This is a genomic window from Pseudomonas sp. Q1 (assembly GCF_009935975.1).
Taxonomy (GTDB): Bacteria; Pseudomonadota; Gammaproteobacteria; order Pseudomonadales; family Pseudomonadaceae; genus Aquipseudomonas; species Aquipseudomonas palleroniana.
Window position 1 is genome coordinate 23,189 of the sequence record NZ_QODI01000019.1, and the last position, 25,975, is coordinate 49,163.

Sequence of the window (25,975 nt, forward strand, 5' to 3'; positions counted from 1 at the left end):
TGCTATCCACCCGCTGGCAATTGAGCGGGCGTGGCGCATTACTTGCTGTCAAACCACAACGACGCGCCGCCAGAGCGCGCAAATGCCTAACCGCCGTGGGTGCACCCTGATGAGCAGCCAAACGATTCAACGCTTCGACCTGGAAGGCGCCCGCAGCTGGATGTCCGGTATTTGCGGGCCGCATCGCCTGGTGACGGCCACGCCCGAACGCCTGCGCTTCCATCACAGCGCCAATGTGCTCAAGTCCCGCGCCACCACCCTGGGCGTGATCGAATACGGCACGGATGTGACTATCGACATCGAAGACGCCGAGCACTTCAGCAGCTATAGCCTCAGCCTGCCATTGGTGGGCGAGCAAGAGTTGAGCAAGAACGGTGAGCGCCTGAGCTCCAATCGCGACCAAGGGGTGATCATCTCGCCCAACGAGCATCAGGTACTGGCGATTTCCGGTGATTGCCGCAAGTTGCAGGTCGTGATTACGCGGGCGGCGATGAGTGAGTCGCTGGAGGGGCTGCTGCAACGGCCGATTGAGGCACCGCTGCGTTTTGAGTCGGTGATGGACGCGGTGGAGGGCGCCTCGGCATCCTGGTGGCGCATGGCGCGCTACTTCATTGCGGAGCTGGAGCACAGCAGCGAATTGTATGAGCAGACGGCGTTTACCCGGGACCTGGAAAGCTCGTTGATCAAGGGGTTGATCCTGGCCCAGCCGAATAATTACTCCGAAGAATTGCGCGACGTGCTCGGGGTGAAACTGCCGCACTATCTGATCCGTGCGCGGCAATACATCCACGACAATGCCCGCGAAGCAGTGCACCTGGAAGACCTGGAAACCGCCGCAGGTGTCTCCCGGTTCAAGCTGTTCGACGCGTTCCGCAAGTACTTCGCCCTGTCGCCCATGGCCTACCTGAAAAAATACCGGCTGGGCGCGGTGCGCCAGGAAATCCTCGAACACGGCGCTACCCGCACCATTTCCGAAATCGCCCTGGGCTGGGGCTTCACCCACCTGGGGCGGTTTGCGGCGCAGTATCGCAAGCTGTTCGATGAGTCGCCGAGCCAGACCCAGCAGCGCAAGCGGCTGCGCAGTCTATGAAGCCCATGAAGCTCCAATGTGGGAGGGGGCTTGCTCCCGATGGCGGGGTACCAGTCGATACAGCGTTGACTGAACCACCGCTATCGGGAGCAAGCCCCCTCCCACATTAGTTTGTCAACGCTTCCACCAGTTGCAGGCAATGACTGAGCCCAGGCGACTGGTCATTCACCCGCCGGCTGAGAATGATCGGCGAGGTCGCGGTGCTTTCCACTATCGGTGTGTAGCCGATATCGGCGCGGTGCAGCACCTGCACCGAGGCCGGTACCAGCGTCACGCCCATGCCTGCGCCGACCAGGCCGATGGCGGTCTGCAGTTCGTTGGTCCATTGCGCAACCTTGAGGCTCAAACCCTGCGCATCGAACAGTGCGATCACATGGTCGGCATAGCTGGGGCGCGGGTTGCCGGGGTAGAGCACGAAAGGTTCGGCGGCCAATTGAGCGAGGGTCGCGGGCGCGTCGAGCAACGGGTGGCCGGCCGGCAGCACGGCCACCAGCCGATCTTCCACCAGCACACGCTGGACGATGGCCGGGTCGTCGATGCGAATACGCCCGAAGCCCACATCAATGCGCCCTGCCTTGAGGGCTTCGACCTGCTGCAAGGTGGTCATCTCCGACAACCCCAGCTCCAGTTCCAGCGTCTCGTGATTGCGCAGCCGGCGGATCAATTCCGGCAGCACGCCATACAGGGTCGACGGTGCAAAGCCGATGCCCAGCCAGGTTTTCTCGCCCAGGCCGATGCGCCGCGTGTTGTCGCAGACCGTGTTCAACTGCTCCAGCAGCACCTTGGCGTGCTCATAGAAAAACCGTCCGGCTTCGGTCAGCCGCAGCGGCCGGCCGCGCTCCAGCAGCGTCACGCCCAGCTCATCTTCCAACTGCTGGATCTGCCGGCTCAGCGGCGGTTGGGCAATGTGCAGGCGTTCGGCGGCGCGGGTGAAGTTCAGGGTTTCACCCAGTACCCGGAAATAGCGCAGATGACGCAGTTCCATATCGACTCCTTTGATACCTGTAGGGTATCGCTTGAGACCAATTCTATATTGGAAGCCCGTGAAGTTGCGCAGCAGAATCGGCTCAAACCCATAAAGAACCCAGCGGGTATAGTTATGCCGATTTGTACCATCGAGTCGATCGAGACGATCATCGTCGACCTCCCGACTATCCGCCCGCACAAGCTGGCGATGCACACGATGCAGAACCAGACCCTGGTGATCATCCGCCTGCGTTGCAGCGACGGTATCGAAGGCCTCGGCGAAGCCACCACCATCGGGGGCCTGAGCTACGGCAACGAGAGCCCGGACAGCATCAAGGTCAACATCGACCGGCACTTCGCACCGCTGCTGATCGGCCAGGACGCGAGCAATATCAACGCGGCCATGCTGCGCCTTGCACGCAGCATTCGCGGCAACACCTTCGCCAAATCCGGCATCGAAACGGCCTTGCTCGACGCCCTCGGCAAACGCCTCGATCTGCCGGTCAGCGAACTGCTCGGCGGGCGTGTACGTGATGCCTTGCCGGTGGCCTGGACCCTGGCCAGCGGCAATACCGAGCAAGACATTGCCGAGGCCGAGAAGATGCTCGACCTGCGTCGCCATCGCCTGTTCAAATTGAAGATCGGCGCGGGTGAGGTGGACCGTGACCTGGCCCATGTGATCGCGATCAAAAAGGCCCTGGGCGAGCGTGCCAGTGTGCGGGTCGACGTCAACCAGGCCTGGGACGAGGCGGTGGCCCTGCGCGCGTGCAGGGTGCTGGGCGATAACGGTATCGATCTGATCGAACAACCGATCTCGCGTAACAACCGTGGCGGCATGGCGCGACTCAACCTGTCGAGCCCGGCGCCGATCATGGCCGATGAGTCTATCGAGTGTGTGGAAGACGCCTTCAACCTGGCTCGCGAAGGCGCCGCCTCGGTGTTCGCCCTGAAGATCGCCAAGAATGGCGGCCCGCGCGCCGTATTGCACACCGCTGCGATTGCCGAAGCGGCAGGTATCGGCCTGTATGGCGGCACCATGCTCGAAGGGGGAATCGGCACCCTGGCTTCGGCCCATGCCTTTCTCACGCTGAACCAGTTGGCGTGGGGCACCGAACTGTTCGGTCCGCTGCTGCTCACCGAGGACATCCTGACCGAGCCACCGGTGTATCGCGATTTCCAACTGCATGTCTCCACCGCACCGGGCCTGGGCCTGGCCATCGATGAAGAGCGCCTGGCGTTCTCGCGTCGTGATAAACACTAAGAGGCGCCTGCCATGTTGTTCCACGTAAAAATGACCGTGAACCTGCCTTTGGACATGAACCCCGAACGTGCAGCGGCCTTGAAGGCCGAAGAGAAAGCCTTGGCGCAGCGCCTGCAGCAAGAGGGCCAGTGGCGCCACCTGTGGCGGATCGCCGGGCATTACGCCAACTACAGCGTGTTCGATGTCGACAGCGTGCAAGCGCTGCACGACCTGCTGATGCAATTGCCGCTGTTCCCTTATATGACGATCGAGGTGAACGCTCTGTGTCGTCACCCATCGTCGATCCATGACGACGACCGTTAAGCCTGCTTCTACACCGAATAACTACAAGATGAGGAATGCACCATGTCCATCCGACTGTCCCAGACGCTGCACGCCCAACAGTTTCTTGAAGAAGTCAGCGGTAACCTCAATGACGGCGGCAACCCGCGCACCAAGACCCTGATCTACCGTATTTTGCGCGACACCGTAAACATCATCGAAGACCTGGAAGTGACTCCGGAAGAGTTCTGGAAGGCGGTCAATTACCTCAATGAGTTGGGCAAGCACCAGGAGGCCGGTTTGCTCGCGGCCGGACTTGGCCTTGAGCATTACCTGGACCTGCTGATGGACGCTGCCGATGAGCAAGCGGGCAAGTCCGGCGGCACGCCGCGCACCATCGAAGGCCCGCTGTATGTGGCCGGGGCGCCGCTGAGCAAGTACGAAGCACGGCTGGATGATGGCCTGGACGACGCGGTGCCGCTGTTTATGCGCGGGCAGGTGCGCGACACCGACGGCAAGCCGCTGGCGGGGGCGATTGTGGATGTGTGGCAGGCCAATACCGGCGGCACTTATTCGTGGTTCGACCCCACGCAATCGGAGTTCAACCTGCGCCGGCGCATCGAGACCGATGCCCAGGGCAACTACCGTTTTCGCAGCATCGTGCCGTCCGGCTACGGCTGCCCACCGACCGGCCCGACTCAGCAGTTGCTCGATCAACTGGGGCGTCATGGGCAGCGGCCGGCGCATATTCACTTCTTCATTTCGGCGCCGGGGTACCGGCACTTGACCACGCAGATCAACCTGTCGGATGACCCGTACCTGCATGATGACTTTGCCTATGCGACACGCGACGAGTTGATTGCCGAGATCCGTTTCAGTGACGACCCGCAGCTGGCACGGGAGCTGGGTGTGGAAGGGCGTTTTGCGCAGATTGATTTTGACTTTGAGTTGCAAACCGCCGCCGCGCCGGTAGAGCAAAAGCGCATGCAGCGAGTGCGTGCCCTGGAAGACTGAACGCGGTCAAAAAATGTGGGAGGGGGCTTGCTCCCGATCGCGGTGTGTCAGTGGCTGATATGTCGACTGATGCACCGCTATCGGGGGCAAGCCCCCTCCCACATTGGATCTGTATTGTCGGCGTTATTTGCGCACTACCAGGTCGAGCACTTCGTCCCGATCCTTGATCTTCTGCAACACAATCTCCGAACGTATATCCATCACCCCCGCCGTGCGGTTCAGGTGGTTCACGATAAAGTCCGAAAAGTGCTTGAGGTTGCGCGCCTGCACGCGCAACACATAGTTGCTCGCTCCGGTAATCACGTAGGCACTGGCCACCTCCGGCCAGCCTTGCACTTTCTTGATGAACGTCTCATGCCAGTCCTCCACATCCTGGCGCAGCGACAGGTGCACGATGGCCTCCAGCTCGATGCCCAACCGCTCGGCATTCAATACGGCGCGGTAGCCGCTGATGATTCCCTCGCTCTCCAGCAGGCGCAAACGGCGCAGGCAGGCGGACGGCGACAGCGCGACTTTTTCCGCCAGTTCCTGGTTGCTGATACGGCCATCCTGTTGCAGGAAATGCAGGAGGCGCAGGTCGGTGGTGTCGAGAATCATGCTTAGAATAAATCCGCGTGTTTGGGGGTTAAATTCGAATTTCCTACAGCTTAATTAGCCTGTTGCGCGGCACTTTGCACGAAAATTCTCTAAAACTTCGTTCATTATTTGGCTCAACGTCACTTATAAAAACCAGGACCGCCCATGACCACTCGAAGCCACTGCCAAGCCCTCGATGCCGAGGATCCCCTTGCCCCGTTGCGCAACCGGTTCGCCCTGCCTGCGGGGGTGATCTACCTCGACGGCAATTCCCTCGGCGCCCGCCCGGTGGCGGCCCTTAAGCGTGCGCAACAGGTGATCGCCGAGGAATGGGGCGATGGCTTGATTCGCAGTTGGAACAGCGCCGGTTGGGCACAGTTGTCACTGCGCCTGGGCGATCGCCTGGCACCATTGATCGGCGCACGGGAGGGCGAAGTGGCGATCACCGATACCACGTCCATCAACCTGTTCAAGGTGCTCAGCGCCGCGTTGAGCGTGCAGCGCCAACGCCAGCCTCAGCGCAAGGTCATCGTCAGCGAGGCGAGCAACTTCCCAACTGATTTGTATATCGCCGAGGGCCTGGCCGAGTTGCTGCAGCAGGGCTATTGCCTGCGCCTGGTGAACAGCCCGGCTGAACTGCCCCAGGCCATCGACCAGGATGTCGCGGTGGTGATGCTCACCCACGTCAACTACAAGACCGGCTACATGTACGACATGCAGGCGCTCACTGCCTTGAGCCACGAATGCGGCGCGCTGAGCCTCTGGGACCTGGCTCACTCTGCGGGTGCAGTCCCCATTGATCTGCACCAGGCCGAGGCCGATTACGCGATTGGCTGCACCTACAAGTACCTCAACGGTGGGCCGGGTTCCCAGGCGTTTGTGTGGGTCAACCCGGCGCTGGTGGATGTCGTGCGCCAGCCGTTGTCGGGGTGGTTTGGGCATACCCGACAGTTCGCCATGGAATCGACCTACGCCCCCAGCGTCGGCATCGCGCGTTATCTGTGCGGCACCCAGCCGATCACTTCGCTGGCCATGGTGGAATGCGGCCTGGAGATTTTTGCCCAGACCGATATGGCCAGCCTGCGCAAAAAATCCCTGGCGTTGACCGACCTGTTTATCGCATTGGTTGAAACCCGTTGCGCCGCCCACGGCCTGGTGTTGATCACGCCCCGTGAGCATGCCCGGCGTGGCAGCCATGTGAGTTTCGAACACCCAGAAGGCTATGCGGTGATCCAGGCGTTGATCGCCCGTGACGTGATCGGTGATTACCGCGAGCCGCGCATCATGCGCTTTGGTTTTACCCCGCTTTACACCGGCTTTACCGAGGTATTTGACGCCGTGCAGATCCTTGGCGAAATCCTCGACAACCGCACCTGGGACCAGCCGCAATTCAAGGTGCGCAACAGCGTCACCTGACAGGCATGCAGGTCTAAATGTGGGAGGGGGCTTGCTCCCGATAGCGGTGTGTCAGTCACCCAATGCTTTGACTTCAGACCGCCATCGGGAGCAAGCCCCCTCCCACAGTAATTGCGCCAACACCACACCCACTGTGCAATCACAATAATAAAGGGGCACACCACGTGACCACGCCAGACCACGGCTTTGCAGAGATCACCCACCGCGAACTGGGCCTGAGGCGCCAGCTCACCTCCGGCCAGATGAGCATGATCGCCATCGGTGGCGCCATCGGCACAGGGCTGTTCATGGGCAGCGCCTATGCCATCGGCTACGCCGGGCCCAGTGTGCTGGTGAGCTACGCCATCGGCGCGTTGATCACCTTGCTGTTGATGGGCTGCCTGGCGGAGATGACGGTGGCTCACTCCACCTCGGGCTCCTTTGGCGCCTATGCCGAGTTCTACATCAGCCCGCTGGCCGGTTTCCTCGTGCGCTATGCGTACTGGGCGGCGATTGTGCTGGCGGTGGGTGCCGAGGTCACGGCGGTGGCGATGTACATGAAGTACTGGTTCGCCAATGTGCCGGAGTGGGTGTGGATCGTGTCGTTTTCCAGTGTGCTGATCCTGCTCAATGCGATCAGCGTGAAAACCTTCGGCAACTTCGAGTACTGGTTCTCGACGATCAAGATCAGCGCCATCGTCGGCTTCATCATCCTTGCGGTGTACGTGGTGTTCGGCTCCGGCAACCCGGAATACGGCGTGCACAACTACACGTCTCACGACGGTTTTTTCCCGCATGGCCTGAGCGGTATGTGGATCGCGGTGATTGTGTCGATCTTCAGCTATTTGAGCGTGGAGATGATCGCAGTCGCCGCCGGTGAAGCGGCAGACCCCGAGCAGGCAGTGAAAAAGGCCTTTCGTGCGACCATCGTGCGCCTGGTGGTGTTCTATCTGCTGACCCTGGCCCTGATGCTTGCCATCGTGCCGTGGAGCCAGGCCGGGCAAACCCAGAGTCCGTTTGTCACGGTGATGCAGACCATCGGTATTCCCGGCGCCACCGGCGTGATGAATTTCGTGATCCTGATCGCGGCGCTGTCGGCGATGAACAGCCAGCTCTACATCACCACGCGCATGCTGTTCAGCCTGTCGCGTGCAGGGTTTGCCCCCAAGTCCATGGGGGCGTTGAGCAAGAGCGGCATTCCGCTGAATGCCTTGCTGTTGTCCAGCTCGGGGATTGCCTTGGCGACCTTGTTGAACGTGGTGTACCCGGAAAGCTCGTTCACCCTGATGATGGCGATTTCGATGTTCGGTGCGATCTTCACCTGGTTCATGATCTTCCTCACGCACCTGTTCTTCCGCCGCTATCGCCAACGTCATGGCGGGCCGAAGCTGTCGTTCCAACTGCGGCTGTTTCCCTACAGCACTTTGCTGGGCCTGGTGCTGATGGGGGCGGTGATGATCACCACGTACTTCACTGAGGCGTTCAAGATGACCCTGGTGTTCGGCGTGCCGTTCCTGCTGATTCTGTCAGCGGTGTATTACGGGTTTTTCCGCAAGGGCAAGGCCAAGGCGTCGAACAAAGCCCTGGCGTAACCCGGTAGATGCTCGAACGAGCGTGCGCATAGCAGCAGCTGTCGGCAGGCCCACGCTTCGCGCAATGGCTGGGCCTTGAAGCGCTGTTGCGACGGCCAGCGGTCCAGGGCGGCCTGGGGCACGATGCCCAGGCCGGCACCGCGGGCGACCATACGCATCACCCCCTCAAACCCTTCGGCACGGATGCGCGTCTGCAAGCGAAACCCGCTGTGCAGCGCCTGTTCCTCCAGGTAGATCGACAGCGCGCTGTCGGCGCTCAAGCCGACGAAGTCGTGTTGCAGGCTGTCGATAAAACTCACAGTGCCGGCTGCCAAGGGATGCTCGAGGGGCAGGATCAACACCAGCGGGTCATCGCGAAACGCCAGGGTTTGCAGGCCATGGGTATCCACCGCGTCGGAGATGATCCCCAGGTCTGCCGTGCCTTGGCGCAAGGACTGGGTGATACGCAGGCTCGGCAGTTCCTGCAGGTCGATCTCGAGGTTGGGGTGTTCGCGCAAAAAGTCCGCCAGCAATTCCGGCAGGTATTCGCTCAGGGCCGTGGTGTTGCACAACAGGCGCACCTGGCCCTTGATCCCCTTGGCGTATTCCGCCAGGTCCTGTTGCAAGTGCTCGGCCTGTTGCAACAGCAAGCGGGCATGCCGGGCCAGGGCTTTGCCGGCGGCGGTGGGCGTGACACCGCGACGGCCGCGCTCAAGGCACGCGATCCCCAGCGACGCTTCCATCGCGCGGATGCGTGCGCTGGCCGCCGCCAGCGATAAATGGCTGCGCGCCGCGCCTGCGGTGATATTGCCGGTGTCGAGGATATGCAGGTAGAGGCGCAGGTCGATCAGGTCAAAGTGCATGGCATGTGCCTACGGAAAAACAAGAGTCTGCCTCAGTATATGGCGAATTTTCGGCCAGCTCGGAAAACGCCACAATCGCGGCATGAATACTTTCCTCGCGTTCTACCAGAACATAGGCCCGGCCCTGACGTTGTGGGTAGCTGGCACGTTTTTGCTGGCCGGTACCGTCAAGGGCGTGATCGGCCTCGGGCTGCCCACGGTGGCCATGGGATTGCTCGGCCTGGCTATGTTACCGGCACAGGCTGCGGCATTGCTGATCATTCCCTCGATGGTCACCAACCTCTGGCAACTGGCCTTTGGCGGCCATTTGAGTGACTTGCTCAAGCGCCTGTGGCCGATGCTGCTACTGATTTTCCTCGGCACCGGGCTCGGCACGCAGTGGCTGGGAATGGACGGTGGCCATGGGGCGGTGCGTGCGTTGGGCGCTGCGTTGCTGGTGTATGCACTGAGCGGGTTGTGCTTGCCCACGTTCAAGGTCAAGCCCGAGACCGAACGCTGGCTGGGCCCGGTGTGTGGGCTGATCACCGGCGTCATCACTTCGGCCACTGGCGTCTTCGTGATCCCGGCGGTGCCGTATCTGCAGGCCATGGGCTTGAATCGCGATCAACTGGTGCAGGCGCTGGGGCTGTCGTTCAGCGTTTCTACACTGGCACTGGCGGCCGGGCTGCTTTGGCGTGGCACGTTGGGCGCTGGGGAAATCAATGCGTCACTGTTGGCCATGGTGCCTGCGTTGCTGGGGATGTGGCTCGGCCAGGTCGTGCGCCAACGCATCAGTGCGACGGTGTTCAAGCGCGTGTTTTTTGTCGGCATGGCGCTATTGGGCGGTCATTTGCTGGTTGGCGGTTGAAAAGGCTTATTCGTGCGTTCCCGTTAAGGGTATTTTTGCAGGGACCCGAAAAGAGGACAGTCTGTGAAAGCCCGATCCGATGAGCTACAAACCTTCGTCAGCGTGATTGAATGCGGCTCGATTTCCGCTGCGGCGGAGCAGGTCGGGCAGACGCCGTCGGCGGTCAGCCGCACCCTGTCGCGCCTGGAAGCCAAGCTCGAGACGACGCTGATCAATCGCACCACGCGGCGCATGGACCTGACCGAAGAGGGCAAGTACTTCTTTGAGCAGGCCAAGGTGATCCTGGCGCAGATGGATGAGTTGGAAGAACGCCTGTCGTCACGCCAGAAAAAACCTGCCGGGCGCTTGCGCATCAATGCTGCCGTACCGTTCATGCTGCATGGGATATTGCCGTACATCGCCGAGTTTCGCAGCCTCTACCCCGATATCCAGCTGGAACTGAACAGCGATGATCTGATCATCGACCTGCTGGAACAGAGCACCGACATTGCCATCCGCATCGGTACGCTGGCCGATTCGACCCTGCATGCGCGCTCCCTGGGCTGGTCGCCGTTGCACATCCTGGCCAGCCCCACCTACCTCAAGCAGTACGGCACACCGAGCACGGTGGCCGAATTGGCGGATCACACCTTGCTGGGGTTCACCCAGACCGAAACCCTCAACCATTGGCCGCTGCGCCACGTGGAAGGCGACCGCTGGCTGATCCGACCCGGCATCGCCGCCTCCAGCGGCGAGACCCTGCGGCATCTGGCGCTGGAAGGGCAGGGCATTTGCTGCCTGTCCAACTTCATGACCTTCGAAGACATCCACGCCGGGCGCCTGGTGCCGGTGCTGGAAACATTCAACAGTGGTTACCGCCAGCCGATCAACGCGGTGTTTTACCGCAACTCGCAACTGGCGCTGCGCATCCAGTGCTTCCTGGACTTTATCCAGGCCAAGCTGGCGCGGTATGCCCGCTGATTCGTGACTTGAGCGCAAGAGTGAATTGGGTGCGGAGGGCTTATTCGACGGGGAGGGGGGGCAGATACTGGCTCCCACATTGATCTCGTCAGGAGCACACTCCATGAACGTATTCGTAACCGGTGCAGCCGGTTTTATCGGCGGCTCCATCGCCACCGGCCTGGTCAAGGCCGGCCACACCGTGACCGGTCTGGTACGCAGCGCCGAACAGGCCGCTGAAATGACCGCCCTGGGCATCACCCCAGTGATCGGCACGCTCGAGGATGCCGCGCTGTTGACCACGCAGGCTCAACAAGCCGATGCAGTGATCAACGCCGCCAGCAGCGACCATCGTGGCGCTGTAGAAACGTTGCTCGCCGCGTTGAAAGGCTCGAACAAGCCGTTCCTGCACACCAGCGGTTCGAGCATCGTGGGTGATGCGTCGGGCGGCAAGGCCAGCGATGTGATCTATTTTGAAGACAACCTGCCGGAGCCGACGGTCGACAAGGCCGCGCGGGTGGCCATCGACAATCTGATCCTCGCTGCCGCCCAAGAGGGCGTCAACTCGGCGGTGATCTGCAACACCCTGATCTACGGACACAGCCTGGGCGTAAAGCGTGACAGCGTGCAATTGCCGCGTTTGCTCAAGCAGGCGCGCAAGAGTGGGGTGGTGCGCCATGTCGGCCCGGGGCAGAACATTTGGTCCAACGTGCATATTGAAGACGTGGTGGCCCTGTACCTGCTGGCCCTGACCCGGAACGTACCGGGCACTTTCTACTTTGTGGAAAGCGGCGAAGCGGCGTTTGCCGACATGACCCGCGCCATGGCCGAAGCCCTGAAGCTGGGTCAACCCCAGGATTGGCCATTGGCCGAAGCTGAAGCCGAGTGGGGTTATGAAATGGCCAACTATGGCCTGGGCTCCAACAGCCGGGTGCGGGGTAAGCAGGCCCGTGAGTTGTTGGGATGGGAGCCCAAGCGTCAGTCGGTGATCGAGTGGATTCGTCACGAGATGGTTTGATGTTCGCTTGACACCGAGTCGCTGCCTATCGGGAGCAAGCCCCCTCCCACAGTTGCCTGCATTCCAAAGCTGGAACGCGGTCAATTGTGGGAGGGGGCTTGCTCCCGATAGGCACGACGCGGTCCATAAGGCTATCCCCACCCGCCTCATTTCCGTACCATTCCCCGCCTTATCCCCGCAATGCCCTGGTACCTCATGAAGCTCTCCCGTCTGCGCGCCGATGCCCTGGCCGGCCTCACCACGTCTTTTGCGCTGCTGCCCGAATGCATAGCCTTTGCCTTGGTGGCCCACCTCAACCCGCTGATGGGGCTCTACGGCGCCTTTATCATCTGCACCCTCACCGCGTTGTTCGGCGGCCGGCCGGGTATGGTCTCGGGCGCCGCCGGCTCAATGGCGGTGGTGATCGTCGCACTGGTGGTGCAGCACGGCGTGGAGTACCTGCTGGCGACGGTGTTGCTGGGCGGGCTGATCATGATTGCCTTTGGCGTCCTGCGCCTGGGCAAGCTGGTGCGCATGGTGCCGCACCCGGTGATGCTCGGCTTCGTCAACGGCTTGGCGATCATCATCGCGCTGGCGCAGTTGGAGCATTTCAAGAGCGGTGACACCTGGCTCAGCGGCACACCGTTGTACGTGATGGCGGGGCTGGTGCTGGTCACCATGGCCATCGTCTATCTGTTGCCACGCCTGACCCGCGCGGTGCCGCCTGCCTTGGTGGCGATTCTTGGCGTGGGCCTGGCGGTGTACCTGCTTGGCCTGCCGACGCGCACGTTGGGCGACATGGCCCACATTGCCGGCGGCCTGCCGACCTTTGCGCTGCCGCAAATCCCCTGGACCCTGGAAACCCTCGGCATCATCGCGCCCTATGCGTTCCTGATGGCCATGGTCGGGCTGCTGGAGACCCTGCTAACCCTGAACCTCACAGACGAAATCACCGAAACCCGTGGCTACCCTGACCGCGAAAGCGTGGCCCTGGGCGCGGCGAATATGGTCTCGGGACTGTTCGGCGGCATGGGCGGTTGCGCGATGATCGGGCAAACCGTGATCAACCTCAGCTCGGGCGGGCGCGGACGATTTTCCGGCGTGTTTGCCGGGGTGATGATCCTGTTGTTCATTCTGTTTCTGTCGCCGTTGATCGAGCGGATTCCGCTGGCGGCGCTGGTCGGGGTGATGTTCGTGGTGTCCCAGCAGACCTTCGCCTGGGCGTCGCTGCGGGTGATCAACAAGGTGCCGTTCAACGATGTGCTGGTGATTCTCGCGGTGACGGTGATCACGGTGTTCACTGACCTGGCGACCGCTGTGTTATGCGGCATTGTGATTGCGGCGCTCAACTTCGCCTGGCAACAGGCGCGTGAGCTGTACGCCGATGAGTCGCTGGAGGCCGATGGCAGCAAACTCTACCGCCTGCACGGCACATTGTTTTTCGCCTCGACCACGCCGTTTCTGAACCAGTTCGACCCGGCCAATGACCCGGCCCAGGTGACGCTGGATTGCCGTCACCTGAGCTTTGTCGACTATTCGGCGATTGCCGCGTTGATGACTTTGCGCGAGCGTTACGCCAAGGCGGGCAAGCACCTGCGGGTGCTGCATTTGTCGGAGCGCTGCAAGAAGCTGCTCAAGCGTGCCCGCGTTCAACCGGATTGATCAAGGCCCGACCAGGTCTTCCAATTCCTGGGCGCGGGTCTGGGTCATGTCCACCACGCAGCCCGAGCCATTGACCTGATCGATGCTGCCGCCGGTTGCGCTGCCGGCGAAGGCGCAATTGGCGTCACGGTACTTTATCCACAGGCGCTGCACGTCTTGCAGTTGCTGTTTACGTGGGCCGTCCTGAGCGGCAAGCGCAGTCTTGTAAGCTCTGTTCAGGCGTTCGTCCTGCACTTTGGCGGCCTGGGTATTGCAACCGACCATGTCGGCGGTGGTGTTGGCGCTGTCCATGCACTTGTTCAACACGGCGTTATCGGCGGCCGAAGCGCTGCCGCACAGGGCGAGCAGCAGGGCGCCGGCGGCGAGGGATGGGCGAATCATGGTCGGTTTTCCTGGGCGTGAGTGAATGCGCATTCTATGACTTGGGGCGGGCGCTTGAGTTTCCGTTGTTCTCTGATCTTCATGTAAGAACACCCCCCGGATTTTCATGCACGGGTGTTGGGCATGTCCCAACGCGACGGCGCTTATCCGTGGGCGAAAATTAATTTCATAAAAATTGAAAATACCACCTGGGAATGATTTATGAGTTTCACAACCTATTCGACGTGACCCTTTCCGAGGAGTACCGCATGGCCGCATCACCGGGCTTCGGGCTATTGGCATACGCTGCCATCGCCATCATTGCTTTGATCGTGCTGATTGCACGTTACCGTCTCAACCCGTTTATCGTCATCACCCTGGTGTCCATCGGCCTGGCGCTGATGGCCGGGATGCCGGCGGACACGATCATGGGCTCGTATGAAGCGGGCGTTGGTAAAACCCTGGGGCATATTGCGCTGGTGGTCGCGTTGGGCACTATGCTCGGCAAGATGATGGCCGAGTCCGGTGGTGCCGAGCAGGTGGCGCGTACGTTGATCAACCGCTTCGGCGAGCGTAACGCGCATTGGGCGATGGTGTGTATTGCGTTCCTGGTGGGGTTGCCGCTGTTTTTCGAGGTCGGGTTTGTGTTGCTGGTGCCCATCGCGTTTACCGTGGCGCGGCGGGTGGGCGTGTCGATCCTGATGGTCGGCCTGCCGATGGTGGCCGGCCTGTCGGTGGTGCATGCGCTGGTGCCCCCGCACCCGGCGGCGATGATGGCGGTGCTGGCGTATAACGCATCGGTGGGGCAGACCGTGCTGTATGCAATCCTGATCGGTATTCCGACGGCGATCATTGCAGGCCCGGTCTACGCCAAATTCATCGTGCCGCGTATTCAGTTGCCGGCGCAAAACCCGCTGGAACGTCAGTTCATCGAGCGCGAACCGCGTACGCGCTTGCCGAGTTTCACGCTGACCATGGGCACCATCCTGTTGCCGGTGGTGCTGATGATGATCGGCGGCTGGGCCAACGTGCTTTCCACGCCGGGTACCGGGTTCAATCAGTTCCTGTTGTTTATCGGCAACTCGGTGATCGCGCTGCTGGTGGCGACCCTTGTCAGCTTCTGGACCTTGGGGATTGCCCAAGGCTTCAACCGCGAATCGATCCTCAAGTTCACCAACGAATGCCTGGCGCCGACTGCGAGCATCACCTTGCTGGTGGGGGCGGGCGGCGGTTTGAATCGGATTCTGGTGGACGCAGGCGTCACCCATGAAATTCTCGGCCTGGCCCATGCTTTCCAGCTGTCGCCGCTGGTGATGGGCTGGCTGTTTGCTGCGTTGATGCGTATTGCCACTGGCTCGGCCACCGTTGCCATGACCACCGCGTCCGGCGTGGTGGCACCGGTTGCCATGGGCTTGGGTTATCCACATCCCGAGTTGCTGGTGCTGGCTACAGGCGCAGGTTCGGTGATCTTTTCCCACGTTAACGACGGCGGCTTCTGGCTGATCAAGGAATACTTCAATATGACGGTCATCCAGACCTTCAAGACCTGGACCGTGCTGGAGACGCTGATTTCGGTGATTGCGTTCGGCCTGACCTACGGCTTGTCTCTGGTCCTATGAGCCTGATTGTGTAACCCGGAGCCACCATGGACATCCTTTACCAGATTCGCGCCCGCCAGGATTCATTCAGTGCCGGTGAAGGGCGTATCGCCAAGCTGATGCTCGATGATGTGGGCTTTGCGGCGTCGGCCAGCCTGGAGGCGTTGTCGTTGCGGGCCGAGGTCAGCACGGCCACGTTATCGCGGTTTGCACGCAGTGTGGGGTGCCGCGACTTGCGTGACCTGCGCCTGCAACTGGCGCAGGCCAGCGGCGTCGGCAGCCGCTTCCTGGACCCGGCGGGTCTGCCGGAGCAATCGGCCTTTCATCGACAGATCCTGGGCGATATCGAGGCCACGCTGCGTCAGCACCTGTCAGGGTTCAGCCAGGCGAGTTTTGCCGATGCGGTCAGTGTGTTGAGCAAGGCGCGGATGATCCATGCCTTCGGTATGGGCGGCCCATCAAGCCTGTGCAGCGATGAGTTGCAGGTGCGTCTGGTGCGCCTGGGTTATTCGATTGCCGCCAGCCATGACCCGGTGATGATGCGCGTCACGGCGGCGACACTGGGGCCGGAACAGGCGCTGATCGTCTGCTCGCTCACGGGGTTGACCCCTGAATTGCTCGACGTGGTCGCACTGGCGCGCAACTACGAGGCACGCATCATCGCGATCACCCTGGCCAACTCGCCATTGGCGCAGTTGGCGGACGTCGTGCTGGCGCTGCAACCGGCCGAAACCAGTTTTATCTACAAGCCCACCGCAGCGCGCTACGGCATGCTGCTGGCCATAGATCTGCTTGCCACCGAGCTGGCGTTGGCCCAGCCGGACGACAACCAGGAGCGGCTGCGCCGGATCAAGCTGGCCCTGGACGATTATCGCGGCGGCCCCGACAGCCTGCCCCTTGGAGATTGAGATGAAGTACGACACGTTGATACGTCAGGCGCTGATCATTGATGGCAGCAACACACCGGGCTATCTCGCCGATGTGGGGATTTTAGCTGGGCGTATCGAGGCGATCGGTGATCTGGCAACGGTCGCCGCCGCACATGAAGTCGATGCCCGCGGCCTGGTGCTGGCGCCGGGGTTTGTCGATGTGCACACCCACGATGACATGGTGGTGATCCGCCATCCGCAGATGCTGCCCAAGCTCAGCCAGGGCGTGACGACGGTGATTGTCGGCAACTGTGGCATCAGCGCCGCGCCGGTGAGTTTGCGCGGCGATCCTCCGGACCCGATGAATCTGCTGGGCACGCGCGCTGCGTTCACTTACCCGCGCTTTGCCGATTATCGCGCTGCGGTCGAAGGCGCCCAGCCGGCCGTCAACGTGGCTGCATTGATTGGCCATACGGCGCTGCGCAGCAACCACATGGACGATTTGCAGCGTACCGCCACACCGGATGAAATTGCTGCTATGCGTGGGCAGTTGCAGGAGAGCCTTGAGGCGGGTGCCCTGGGCTTATCCACAGGCCTGGCCTACGCCAGCGCGTTCAATGCAACGACCGATGAGGTGCTGCAACTGAGTGAAGAGCTGACGGCCTTCGGTGCGGTGTACACCACCCATTTGCGCAGCGAATTCGAACCGGTGCTGGAGGCCATGGATGAGGCTTTTCTGATTGGTCGGCACGCCAAGGCGCCGGTGATCATTTCTCACCTCAAATGCGCCGGTGCGGGGAACTGGGGGCGCAGTCCGCAATTGCTGGCGTCGCTGGAGCAGGCGGCGAAAACCCATCCGGTAGGGTGTGATTGTTATCCCTATGCGGCCAGCTCATCGACCCTGGACTTGAAGCAAGTCACCGATGCGTTTCGCATTACCATCACGTGGTCGACGCCGCACCCGGAAGTGGGCGGGCGCGATCTGCAGGACATTGCCGCCCAATGGGGGCTTTCGCTGATGGACGCGGCTCGTCGCCTGCAACCGGCTGGCGCGGTGTACTACGGGATGGATGAGGCGGATGTGCGACGCATCCTCGCGCATCCGCTGTCGATGGTGGGGTCCGATGGGTTGCCTGAAGACCCGTTCCCTCATCCGCGCTTGTGGGGCGCGTTTCCCCGTGTGCTGGGGCATTTCAGTCGGGACGTAGGGCTGTTCCCGCTGCACACGGCGGTGTACAAGATGACCGGCCTGTCGGCGGCGCGGTTTGGCCTGACCGAACGCGGAGAGATCCGTGAGGGACATTGGGCTGACCTGGTGTTGTTCGACCCTTTGCGCGTACGGGATGTGGCGGATTTCAAGGAGCCGCAGCGGGCGGCGCAGGGGATTGAGCGGGTGTGGGTCAATGGCGTGTTGAGCTACAGCGAGGGGCAGGCCAATGGTCAGCGCTCGGGGCGTTTCCTGGCGCGTAGCGGGGAGCTGGGCGGTGGGTTTTCGTCTCTGTAGTGGGGTTGCTTCCACGGGGGGCGTTGTCATGCGTTTTATCGCAGGCAATAAAAAACCGCCTTAGTAGGGCGGTTTTTTTTGCAAACCCAGTGAGTAGCCGGGGTTGCTATCTCAAAGGACGCATTCGACCTGCGTCCTAAGGCCCACGTGTTCCGGTAAGTGCGCTGGAGGTAAGGCCCAACTCACGGAGGGCCGAGTATGTCTAAGTTTGCCTGTGGCGAGGGAGCTTGCTCCCGCTGGGCTGCGTAGCAGCCCCCAAAGCATTCACTGGGCTTTCAAGTCCGAATCGGCATCAACTTGATCAGGGCCGCTTCGCGGCCCAGCGGGAGCAAGCTCCCTCGCCACAGTGATAGCGCTATTTACACCCGGAAATGACTGACCATCTGCTGCAACTGGCTCCCCAATCGCGCCAGTTCCACGCTCGACTTGGCGGTCTCGTTGCTCGCGGTAGCCGTCTGCTCCGACACATCCCGCACATTCACAATGCTGCGGCTGATCTCTTCAGCCACGGCACTTTGCTGTTCGGCGGCCGCCGCGATCTGCTGATTCATCGACTGGATGTTCGACACCGTACGGGTGATGTTTTCCAGGGAGGCGCCGGCCTTGCGGGTCAGCTCGACACTGCTGTCGGTGAGGCTGCGGCTGTTGTTCATCACGTTGGCCACCTGCTGGGTGCCGTTCTGCAAACCGGCGACCAGTCCTTCGATTTCCTCGGTGGATTTCTGCGTGCGCTGGGCAAGGCCGCGCACCTCATCGGCGACCACGGCAAAGCCACGCCCGGCTTCACCGGCACGGGCGGCCTCAATGGCGGCGTTGAGGGCCAACAGGTTGGTCTGCTCGGCCACGGCCTTGATCACGTCCATCACGCTGCCGATCTTGTTGCTCTCTTGTTGCAGGTGCGACATGGCGTCGGTGGAGCGCGCCACTTCGTCAGCCAGGCGCTCGATCTGGGCGATAGCTTCGGCGACCACCTTGTCACCCTCGCGGGCTTGGCCGTCAGCGTCGGAGGCCGCCTGGGAGGCTTGCTCTGCGTTACGCGCGACTTCCTGCACCGTCGCGGTCATTTCATGCATGGCGGTGGCGACCTGATCGGTCTCGACCTTTTGGCTGTTGACGCCCGCGCTGGTCTGTTCGGTAACGGCCGACAACTCTTCGGCGGCACTGGCGATTTGCGTCACACCGTCACGGATGCCGCTGATCAATTCACGCAGGGTGGTGCCCATACGCTGGATACCTTGTTGCAGCACGCCCAGTTCATCCCGGCGGGTGACCTGAATGTTGTGGCTCAGATCGCCGGAGGCGATGCGCTCGACCACCGCCAGGGTGTCTTGCAGTGGGCGTGTGATCTGGCGGGTGATCACCCAGGCAGCGATGATGCCAACCAGCAACGCCAGCAGGGTGCTGATCAGTTGCAGGCTGCGCGCCTGGGTACTTTCGGCATCGCGACGAGTGAGCTGGATGTCATACAGCTTGTCACTGAGCGTGACGATGTCGGCACCCTGGGTGGTCATTTCGGCGCGGGCAGCGACGATATTGGCGTTAGCGGCCTTGTAGTTCTGCAGGGCGCTGCGGTAGGCGCCGAGCGCGGTTTCCAGCGCGCTCAGTGCGCTTTGCTGGCTGGCGCCGAAGACGCTGTTGAGGTCTTTCAAGCCGGCAATCGCCTTTTCAATCTGTGCGGCGGCGCGGGCTTCGGTGTCCGGGTTGGCATCGCCGGTGTAGCCGCGCACTTCAAAGCGTGCCAGTTGGAACTGCATCTTGGCTTCGGCCACGGCCTGGAATTGGGCCAGGTGCTCCGAACTGTCAGGCATTTGCTTCACGGTGGCTTCCAACGCGTTGATCTGGGCGTTGGCGATATCGGCCTTGTCGCCCATCACCTGGCGTGAGGCGTTGCCGTTACGGTAGGCCTCTCGCATTTTGTTCAGGGATTGTTGATAGGCAGTGATGACACCTTTCTGCTCGTTGAGCAGCTTGAGGTTTTCCGGGCTCTTGAAACTGTCCAGCAGCTTCTGTTGCTGGGCGGCGAACGTATCCAGGTTGGCTTGTACATTCTGGGCCACGGTCTCGTCGCCGTTGGCGAGCATGTACTGCAGGCGCGCAATGCGCAGTTTGGTCAGCGAGGCGTTGAGCTGGGTAATGTCGCTCATCCAGTTGCTGCGGTCGATCAGGCCGCCCAGGCTGGTCCAGCCGGTCAATGCCAGGATCGAGGTGAGGACAAGCACCAGGCCGAAGCCCAGGCCCAGTTTGAGGTTGACGCTGATGTTACCGAACCAGCTGTTCATTGAAAGCTCCGCAAAGTGTGATCTGAATGCTGGGCGGTGTTGTTGTTTGAGCCAGCTGAGGTATGTAGGCCATATCGGCAGCACGGCCAGAATCTGAAATGTCTTTTGTCCGGTAGATCGAAAGGGGCCCCCGGCCGACGGGCGGGCAGGAGCCCCTGAGGCATCACGGTGCCGGTGTCAGATGGATCTCGTACTTGAGCGCTTCGATCAACTGGCTTTGATAGACAAAACGCTTGTCGCGAATCCCCTCCCACCGATCGATGAAGAACTGGCCCATGTCATCGATCTGAATCGGCGTGACCACGATGTCGCCACTGTTGGAATGGTGCACCAGGTTCGTCTCGTAGGCCGATGGCCGCTCGATGATGAAGTGCCCTTTGAGGCGCAACCGCTCGCGGCTTGGCGGTGCGGGTGGACGCATGGCGCGCCTGCCGGCGACACCGACCTGCAGTGTGAAGTCGCTGCGCAAGGCCAATGAGCTGGTCTCATCTACGATCCAGCCGCCCTGTTGCAGGGTGCGTGCAGTGCCGGCGGCGGCATCGCGCACATGCAGGCTGACGGCATCCTGCAACTGGGCAATACCGGGCACCAACAGGTTCATATCGGTGTGCCCGCTGCCCATGAACGCCACCCACTTATGGGGCCCGAACGCCGCCTGGTCGGCCTTGATCACTTCGTTGGCGAAATAACTGAACAGCGTGTTGCGCGGGCTGCTGCCCCTGGCCCCTTTGGTGTGGTAGCTGGCAGTGCAATCCAGGGCGCGCACGCGCAGCCCGTATTTGTTGGCGGCCTTGATCACGTTGGTATAAGTGTTCGGCCCGGTGTACATGAGCATATGGCCCTGGTCCTGGGCATTCAGGTAGGCCTGCAAGCCGCTGGGCATTTTCAGCGTGTCGTGCAGGATATCCAGTTCGTGCTGGTGCAGGTCGGTCAGCAGGTGTTCGACATAGAGCGTTTTTACCCCCTGTTTCTTCAACAGCTTCATGTGCTTGATCAGGAACTCCTTACTCGACTGCGCCGAGTGCGCTTCTCCGATGACAAGCCCGAGTTTTTGTTGAAAGAGGCGCTTGATCAGGTCCTCTTCGCTCGCAAGGTTGGCCAGGTAAGCCAGGGCACTGCGTCGTGGCGCTGTGTACCCGGCAAAAAAGGCTTCGGCGCGTTCGATCAAGCGCTCGCGAATACGCATGAACTCAGCGAACGTGGCCTGGCGAGGGTCGCCCTGATGCAAGGCGTAGCGTGTATCCAGGCCACGATGAGACGCTGCCAATTGCCCGGCCTGCTTCTTCATGGCGTGGGGCATGTCGAACTCGTTGAAGTGCGTGGCGCCGGCCGTGACCGCAGGGGCCTGCGCCACTGCCGGTTGGGCGCGCACGTGCAGGTTCGTCGACAGCGACAACGTGAGGTGCCCCCTGGACTGCGTCGCAGGCAAGGTGTCGACCCAGACGCCCACGGGCTGGTCAGGTGCCACGTCTTGAACGCGCAGCGCCAAGGTGTTTTGCAGATCGGCCAGGCCGGTGGTCATCGCGTGGCTTCCCATACGGTCCTGTTCGACCAGGGCGATCCAGCCTTCCCCGGGGCGATTTTTCACGTTGCGCGCAATTGCCTGGTGCGAATAGAAATTTCGCAGCCGGCTCGAGCGTGGGATAAGCCGCTCGCCGTCGCCCAGGGCCAGCACGTGCTCCATGTGGTAGGAGCTCGACGCATCCAGCCCATCGATGATCACGTTGTGTTTGTGCGCTTCAAGCACCAGCTTGCGGAAACTGAAAGGCGCATCGGCAGCGAACCCCAAGGCCTGATCGACCCTGGCCAGATGCTCAGTGATGCGTTCAAGTGCCACCGCGACATTGCCTTCGACTTCGCGGTTGAGGATCTTCAGTTTGCTGCGAAACACGTCAACCGGCAGGTTTTCGATGTACAGCCGCTTGAGCCCTTGCTCGGCCAGGGACTGCATGTTTTCGATCAACAATTGTTTGCTGGCGATGGACGCATTATGGGCGCCGATGAGCAGCTGTTTACCCGGCGAGAACAAAAGCTTGAGCAGTTCGGCGTGCGCGGTTTCTGCGGCCACTGGGGGGACTTGCGGCTTGATGGGGTGTACGCGGGGACGCAGGAAGAAAGCCTCGGCATCCTTCGTCAGTTGCTCGATCTGGCCGACGTAGGCATTGCGTAGCGGCTGCAACTGGTCGTAGACGTAGCGCTGGGTAGCGCCGATGACGTCGGGATCCCAATTGGTGACCAGCCGGGCTTTGAAGCCTTCATCGAGTACGGCTCGGAAATATTTACCTTCGCTGGGCGAAATCTCGTATTTCGCCAGAGAGTCGTCGACCTCTTCGGGTAGCAGCTCATATTTCTTGCGCCCGCCACCGGTCACGCCGGAACGCACCCAGCGACCCTCGGTATCCTGGTTGACCAAGCGTGCGGTCGAGCGCATCTGGCCGGAGGCCGGGTCCTGGCGGTAGAGCAGGTGACGGCCCAGGGCGTCCGGGGTGGGCTTGACCCAGTAGGGCTGGCCATCGAACAGCAGCGGTTGCATGTCTGGCGGGCTGGTGGGTTCGAGTTGTTTGAGCAGTGCGCTGTCAGCCGCCTGTTTGCCGGTTTTGAGTGTCGGACGCAGTGCGTTGAACGGCCCGCGAAAGGCAGGTCTCAAGTCAAACAGCAGCGCACCGCCCAGGTTGGCCAGGTACCCGATGTAATGCAGCAATGCACCGTCGCGGTCACCCTGGTGCCACGCGTTGAGCGCGAGCAGCGCATCCTTGAAGGCGAGCAACCCGCCCAGGGTCAGGCTGAGAATCGGAAAGGGAATGGTCGCGATGGCAGTGACCCATTCGACGCAGGTCCAGACAATGCCCATGATCATCTGCGTACGGTTCACCGTAGCGGCGTGGACGTCGTCGATCCGGCGTTGCAATACCATGTTGTAGAACTCGTGACGCAGGTCGGTCAAGGGCGTGACGCGCTCGATGCTGTCGTAATGGGGGCGGCTGGGGCTGGTGCGGTTGATGTCGTCGGGCAGGCCCTTCTTGGCGGTTTCGAGTACATCCCGGATACGTGCCTGGGACTGCTGCGCGGTGCGGCTACAGAAGTATTCCACCGCACCATCGAGGGTCTTGAGCAGGTAGTTGAACAGTTTCGCTTCACGAAAACTGATGCCATCCGGGGCATTCGGGGTGTACAGCAGCACCGGGTTATCCGCGTGGCTGAACAGGTAAACGCCCATGACCCAACTGCCGTCGATAAACAGGCGATGTATTTTGTAAGTGGTGCGCTGGGTCACTGCACTCTGGCCCAGGCTGCTGATCGCCTGGGTCAACCAAGTCAGGTCGACATTGGCGATATGCCCTTCGAGGCGTGATTGCAGAGCGGCATTTTGCATTTGCAACTGGGTGATCTTCAGCGTGGCATTGCGCCTTTCGGTATAGCCCGGGCTGCTGGCGGCCTGCAATTGCGTGTGTACCAGGTCGGTGTAACGTTTGCCGATCCATGCGCCTCTTACTGCGGCCGCGACCTTCTGCGAGGTCAGCGCGCTCAGGTCGACACCGGGCGGGCCACGAAACGTCGCAGAGCTGGAAAAGTCTTCGTTGATAAAACCCACGTTGTCCGCGTACCCGTCGCGATACAGTTCGGTATAGGACACAGGTTTCGGCCCTTGGCCCAACAACGGTTTGGGGGTGTAGGCAAAAACCAGGTCCGGGTCGACCTTGTTGTGCGTCCGGCCCAACAGCTTGTTGAGGCTGAGGGTGGCCTGTTCATGCACATACGCGGCAAAGGTCGGGAAGTTGGCCTCCGCATCCGGCCGGGCGTTGTAGGTGCGTAAGGCGCCTTCGGCATCTTCGGCGAGGCTTGTCAGGCGGATGCGCTCAGTTTGAGAGGCGGAACGCAGCCAGAGCGGGCTGCTGTATTCATAGTCGTCGATCAATTGCGCCATCAGGTGCTCGACCATGGCGTCCAGGCAGGCATTGTGCGTGCAGGGCGTACCCAGGGTGACTTCCTCGTGCTCCATGGCATCCGGTCGAAAACCCAGCTTACTGGCGACAATGCGCATGGTCGGCCGAAAGCGCTGTGGCACTTGCTCCAGCAGGTAGTCGACCATGGTTTTTCCGTTATGCCGGGTCGTGTCCGCCGCCCAGGCGAGAATGTGCGTCTGGCATTCGCGCAGGCTGTTGAAGCCGATAAACATTTGCCCCCTTGGTGAGTCGGGAGTGCACAGCAGCAAGCGTTTGGGTTGCCCGTTGGTGTCGTTCTCGCGCAGCAGCCACAAGTCCTTGAGCTGCGCGCCATGCAGCAGCACGGTCTGCGCACGCAGCGCCGAGCCGGGCGTGCTGCGCAATTGTTCAAACAATTGATAGTCGGCGGCGCTCAAGTGGCCTTGCAGGTTGGCGGTATAGGCCAACAGTGCCAGGCGTCGATCGAGCATGGCTTTGGTCGCCTGGCGGATTTCGGGCGTAGCCATGGCTTTTTTCTGCTGGGCGGCAAACTCCAGGCGCGGGTCCAGCGGTTGCAACAGGTCGAGCAGACTGTGTGGCGTGAGGTGCGCGTGGCGACCTTGCAACGGTGCGCCGGCGTAGCTCAGGGTGGTGTGCTTGAGAAAGGCTGAGCCGGGCAGACGGTCGTCGCTGTGCAAACCCGCGAGGGCGACATCCACCAGGCTGCGCTGTTGCACGTAGGCGCCCACGTCCGCCACTTCGCGGCGGGTGGTGACGAGCAGTTGCTGCGGGTCGAGGTCATGGATCTCCAACTGGTCGGCCAATTGTTCGAGCAACTGGTAATGGGCCAGGGCGCCAGGGGTTATCCAGGGGCCGAACAGTTCGAGAAATGTCTGCCGGGCCTGGTTGTACTGGACGATGCAGTCCGCCAGGTTGGCTTGCTTCGCGTCATCGGCGTTGCGGTACCAGTCGGGCAAGCTTTTATGCAACGCCCACTCCAGCAGGCGCTGGCGCCGCATTGCCAGGCGCTGGGACAGGTCGGGCTGGGCCGCACTGATAGCGGCGTCCAGCTCTTCGATCAACTGCGCACTGTCAGTTCGCGGGTTATTGACCAGGCTCAGCGCAAGGTCGATGTCCAGGCGACGTTTGTCGAGCAGCGCCTGGTAGCTGTGTTCGAACACCAGCAGGTCGTTGATCGGCCGCAGCTCCAGCGGCCAGATGTCGGCGACGCCCAAGTGTTGATAACGCACCGGCAAGTGCCGGAGGATTTCTCCGCGCTCGGCCATGTTCGCTTTCAGGCTCTGGTCGAGTTCGAGCAGGGTATCGAACCCATACAGGCCCGCCGATGGCGTAAAGAGCAGTACCGGGCCGAGCGCGGCATCGCTGGTCAGGCTATCGACCACCGGGCTCGGCTGGCGCGTCAATACAAATGCGCCGGCGAATTCGACGCTTTGCTCCTGATAGGTGAACGTCAATGCATAGATGCCCGGTCGCAACGACGGCACGCGTGAGCAATCCTCAAGCATGCGCAGGTCGACCGGGTTCAGCAGATGATCCTTGATATTGAGGCTGGCCTCCCGTTCCAGTGCCGTGCTGCCGGCGGCGTAGCGCATGAAGGTCTGACGGCCTTGACCGGTGACGGAGCTGGTGTCATCAAGGTCTTGCAACTGTTCGTTCAGTTTGGCCCGCAGGCGGGTCAACAACGCCTTGCCGCCAGTTTGGCTGAGGTCGACTTGGGCCAGGTCCTGATAGAGCGCGCGTGCCTGGTCGAGGAAAGTGTGGTTGGCTTGCTTGAGCGTGGCGTTCAATTTTTCCAGGTCAGTCAGCTCCTGGGGCGGTGGGGCAGGCTTGCTGGCTTGGCTGCGCAGGCTCGGATCAATCTCAAGCAACTGCGCGTGCAGTTGCTCAAGTTGGGATGCAGAGGGTGTGCTCATGGCACCGTCTCCAATGTGATGGAAGGAGCCTCAGCATGAGATGCCGGCTTGGAACGACGGCGGTAG

19 protein-coding genes and 1 pseudogene are annotated in these 25,975 nt (G+C 61.5%); 13 read left to right on the forward strand and 7 right to left on the reverse strand.

Features of this window, described 5'->3' with window-relative positions; genetic code table 11:
• The first annotated feature begins 109 nt into the window (after positions 1 to 109).
• Positions 110 to 1,090, forward strand: a complete 981-nt coding sequence (locus DK870_RS25265) for a helix-turn-helix domain-containing protein (RefSeq protein ID WP_060754436.1) — start codon at positions 110 to 112, stop codon at positions 1,088 to 1,090.
• A 106-nt stretch (positions 1,091 to 1,196) separates the two neighbouring features.
• Here DK870_RS25265 and DK870_RS25270 read toward each other — a convergent pair whose 3' ends face one another.
• A complete protein-coding gene (locus tag DK870_RS25270; protein WP_060754413.1) occupies positions 1,197 to 2,075 on the reverse strand; it encodes a LysR family transcriptional regulator in 879 nt (292 codons plus the stop codon).
• A gap of 114 nt (positions 2,076 to 2,189) precedes the next feature.
• On the opposite strand from DK870_RS25270, the gene DK870_RS25275 reads away from it, so the two are divergent.
• From DK870_RS25275 to catA, 3 genes are read left to right on the forward strand one after another with little or no spacing between them, the layout of a single operon-like run.
• Positions 2,190 to 3,317, forward strand: coding sequence for a muconate cycloisomerase family protein (locus tag DK870_RS25275; RefSeq protein WP_161550034.1), 1,128 nt, complete (start codon positions 2,190 to 2,192; stop codon positions 3,315 to 3,317).
• A gap of 12 nt (positions 3,318 to 3,329) precedes the next feature.
• On the forward strand, positions 3,330 to 3,620 hold the full coding sequence (gene catC / locus DK870_RS25280) for a muconolactone Delta-isomerase (RefSeq protein ID WP_060754411.1): 291 nt from the start codon (positions 3,330 to 3,332) through the stop codon (positions 3,618 to 3,620).
• Positions 3,621 to 3,662: 42 nt separating this feature from the next.
• A complete protein-coding gene (gene catA, locus DK870_RS25285; protein ID WP_060754410.1) occupies positions 3,663 to 4,592 on the forward strand; it encodes a catechol 1,2-dioxygenase in 930 nt (309 codons plus the stop codon).
• Between the two features lie 123 nt (positions 4,593 to 4,715).
• On the opposite strand, the gene DK870_RS25290 is transcribed toward catA, so the two are convergent.
• The gene (locus DK870_RS25290; protein WP_090368548.1) at positions 4,716 to 5,189 is read right to left on the reverse strand and encodes an Lrp/AsnC family transcriptional regulator; all 474 of its coding nucleotides are present in this window, start codon (positions 5,187 to 5,189) and stop codon (positions 4,716 to 4,718) included.
• A 144-nt stretch (positions 5,190 to 5,333) separates the two neighbouring features.
• Between DK870_RS25290 and kynU the strand changes: the two genes are divergently transcribed.
• Both kynU and DK870_RS25300 read left to right on the forward strand, forming a co-directional pair.
• On the forward strand, positions 5,334 to 6,584 hold the full coding sequence (gene kynU, locus DK870_RS25295; protein ID WP_161550035.1) for a kynureninase: 1,251 nt from the start codon (positions 5,334 to 5,336) through the stop codon (positions 6,582 to 6,584).
• 164 nt (positions 6,585 to 6,748) lie between these two features.
• A complete protein-coding gene (locus tag DK870_RS25300) occupies positions 6,749 to 8,155 on the forward strand; it encodes an amino acid permease (RefSeq protein WP_090368552.1) in 1,407 nt (468 codons plus the stop codon).
• Here DK870_RS25300 and DK870_RS25305 read toward each other — a convergent pair.
• A complete protein-coding gene (locus DK870_RS25305; protein ID WP_161550036.1) occupies positions 8,101 to 8,997 on the reverse strand; it encodes a LysR substrate-binding domain-containing protein in 897 nt (298 codons plus the stop codon). The genes DK870_RS25300 and DK870_RS25305 overlap by 55 nt on opposite strands.
• 82 nt (positions 8,998 to 9,079) lie before the next feature.
• On the opposite strand from DK870_RS25305, the gene DK870_RS25310 reads away from it, so the two are divergent.
• From DK870_RS25310 to DK870_RS25325, 4 genes are all read left to right on the forward strand, one after another.
• Positions 9,080 to 9,844: a sulfite exporter TauE/SafE family protein gene (locus tag DK870_RS25310; RefSeq protein ID WP_161550037.1), complete on the forward strand. Its 765-nt coding sequence runs from the start codon at positions 9,080 to 9,082 to the stop codon at positions 9,842 to 9,844.
• A gap of 63 nt (positions 9,845 to 9,907) precedes the next feature.
• Positions 9,908 to 10,804, forward strand: a complete 897-nt coding sequence (locus DK870_RS25315) for a LysR family transcriptional regulator (RefSeq protein WP_060754404.1) — start codon at positions 9,908 to 9,910, stop codon at positions 10,802 to 10,804.
• Between the two features lie 103 nt (positions 10,805 to 10,907).
• Complete coding sequence (locus tag DK870_RS25320; RefSeq protein WP_060754403.1) at positions 10,908 to 11,801, forward strand: NAD-dependent epimerase/dehydratase family protein; 894 nt, start codon at positions 10,908 to 10,910, stop codon at positions 11,799 to 11,801.
• Between the two features lie 195 nt (positions 11,802 to 11,996).
• Positions 11,997 to 13,442, forward strand: coding sequence for a SulP family inorganic anion transporter (locus tag DK870_RS25325; RefSeq protein ID WP_090368565.1), 1,446 nt, complete (start codon positions 11,997 to 11,999; stop codon positions 13,440 to 13,442).
• Here the strand turns inward: DK870_RS25325 and DK870_RS25330 are convergent, their stop codons facing one another.
• Positions 13,443 to 13,823 carry a lysozyme inhibitor LprI family protein gene (locus DK870_RS25330; RefSeq protein WP_161550038.1) on the reverse strand — a complete coding sequence of 127 codons (381 nt, stop codon included), beginning with the start codon at positions 13,821 to 13,823 and terminating at the stop codon, positions 13,443 to 13,445. It lies immediately after the preceding gene.
• A 194-nt stretch (positions 13,824 to 14,017) separates the two neighbouring features.
• On the opposite strand from DK870_RS25330, the gene DK870_RS25335 reads away from it, so the two are divergent.
• The 3 genes from DK870_RS25335 to DK870_RS25345 are packed head-to-tail and all read left to right on the forward strand — an operon-like array spanning position 14,018 to position 17,773.
• Complete coding sequence (locus DK870_RS25335) at positions 14,018 to 15,421, forward strand: gluconate:H+ symporter (RefSeq protein WP_060754400.1); 1,404 nt, start codon at positions 14,018 to 14,020, stop codon at positions 15,419 to 15,421.
• 26 nt (positions 15,422 to 15,447) lie between these two features.
• Positions 15,448 to 16,308 (forward strand): MurR/RpiR family transcriptional regulator, encoded by an 861-nt coding sequence (locus DK870_RS25340; RefSeq protein ID WP_060754399.1) that lies wholly within the window; start codon positions 15,448 to 15,450, stop codon positions 16,306 to 16,308.
• A gap of 1 nt (position 16,309) precedes the next feature.
• Positions 16,310 to 17,773 (forward strand): amidohydrolase family protein, encoded by a 1,464-nt coding sequence (locus DK870_RS25345; RefSeq protein WP_161550039.1) that lies wholly within the window; start codon positions 16,310 to 16,312, stop codon positions 17,771 to 17,773.
• Between the two features lie 359 nt (positions 17,774 to 18,132).
• Here DK870_RS25345 and DK870_RS30070 read toward each other — a convergent pair whose 3' ends face one another.
• From DK870_RS30070 to DK870_RS25355, 3 genes and pseudogenes are all read right to left on the reverse strand, one after another.
• Positions 18,133 to 18,996 carry a methyl-accepting chemotaxis protein gene (locus DK870_RS30070; RefSeq protein ID WP_372241717.1) on the reverse strand — a complete coding sequence of 288 codons (864 nt, stop codon included), beginning with the start codon at positions 18,994 to 18,996 and terminating at the stop codon, positions 18,133 to 18,135.
• A gap of 39 nt (positions 18,997 to 19,035) precedes the next feature.
• A pseudogene (locus DK870_RS30075) lies at positions 19,036 to 20,052 on the reverse strand (methyl-accepting chemotaxis protein); the annotation flags it as partial.
• Between the two features lie 163 nt (positions 20,053 to 20,215).
• Entirely contained in the window at positions 20,216 to 25,909 is a 5,694-nt protein-coding gene (locus DK870_RS25355) for a membrane-targeted effector domain-containing toxin (RefSeq protein ID WP_161550041.1), read from the reverse strand.
• Positions 25,910 to 25,975: the final 66 nt, after the last annotated feature.

Bases quoted from the DNA above. Each gene is read 5' to 3' on its own strand.
- DK870_RS25265 (WP_060754436.1), top strand. From the start codon at position 110: ATGAGCAGCCAAACGATTCAACGCTTCGACCTGGAAGGCGCCCGCAGC.
- DK870_RS25270 (WP_060754413.1), bottom strand. From the start codon at position 2,075: ATGGAACTGCGTCATCTGCGCTATTTCCGGGTACTGGGTGAAACCCTG.
- DK870_RS25275 (WP_161550034.1), top strand. From the start codon at position 2,190: ATGCCGATTTGTACCATCGAGTCGATCGAGACGATCATCGTCGACCTC.
- catC (WP_060754411.1), top strand. From the start codon at position 3,330: ATGTTGTTCCACGTAAAAATGACCGTGAACCTGCCTTTGGACATGAAC.
- catA (WP_060754410.1), top strand. From the start codon at position 3,663: ATGTCCATCCGACTGTCCCAGACGCTGCACGCCCAACAGTTTCTTGAA.
- DK870_RS25290 (WP_090368548.1), bottom strand. From the start codon at position 5,189: ATGATTCTCGACACCACCGACCTGCGCCTCCTGCATTTCCTGCAACAG.
- kynU (WP_161550035.1), top strand. From the start codon at position 5,334: ATGACCACTCGAAGCCACTGCCAAGCCCTCGATGCCGAGGATCCCCTT.
- DK870_RS25305 (WP_161550036.1), bottom strand. From the start codon at position 8,997: ATGCACTTTGACCTGATCGACCTGCGCCTCTACCTGCATATCCTCGAC.
- DK870_RS25310 (WP_161550037.1), top strand. From the start codon at position 9,080: ATGAATACTTTCCTCGCGTTCTACCAGAACATAGGCCCGGCCCTGACG.
- DK870_RS25320 (WP_060754403.1), top strand. From the start codon at position 10,908: ATGAACGTATTCGTAACCGGTGCAGCCGGTTTTATCGGCGGCTCCATC.
- DK870_RS25325 (WP_090368565.1), top strand. From the start codon at position 11,997: ATGAAGCTCTCCCGTCTGCGCGCCGATGCCCTGGCCGGCCTCACCACG.
- DK870_RS25330 (WP_161550038.1), bottom strand. From the start codon at position 13,823: ATGATTCGCCCATCCCTCGCCGCCGGCGCCCTGCTGCTCGCCCTGTGC.
- DK870_RS25335 (WP_060754400.1), top strand. From the start codon at position 14,018: ATGATTTATGAGTTTCACAACCTATTCGACGTGACCCTTTCCGAGGAG.
- DK870_RS25340 (WP_060754399.1), top strand. From the start codon at position 15,448: ATGGACATCCTTTACCAGATTCGCGCCCGCCAGGATTCATTCAGTGCC.
- DK870_RS25345 (WP_161550039.1), top strand. From the start codon at position 16,310: ATGAAGTACGACACGTTGATACGTCAGGCGCTGATCATTGATGGCAGC.
- DK870_RS30070 (WP_372241717.1), bottom strand. From the start codon at position 18,996: ATGGGCACCACCCTGCGTGAATTGATCAGCGGCATCCGTGACGGTGTG.
- DK870_RS25355 (WP_161550041.1), bottom strand. From the start codon at position 25,909: ATGAGCACACCCTCTGCATCCCAACTTGAGCAACTGCACGCGCAGTTG.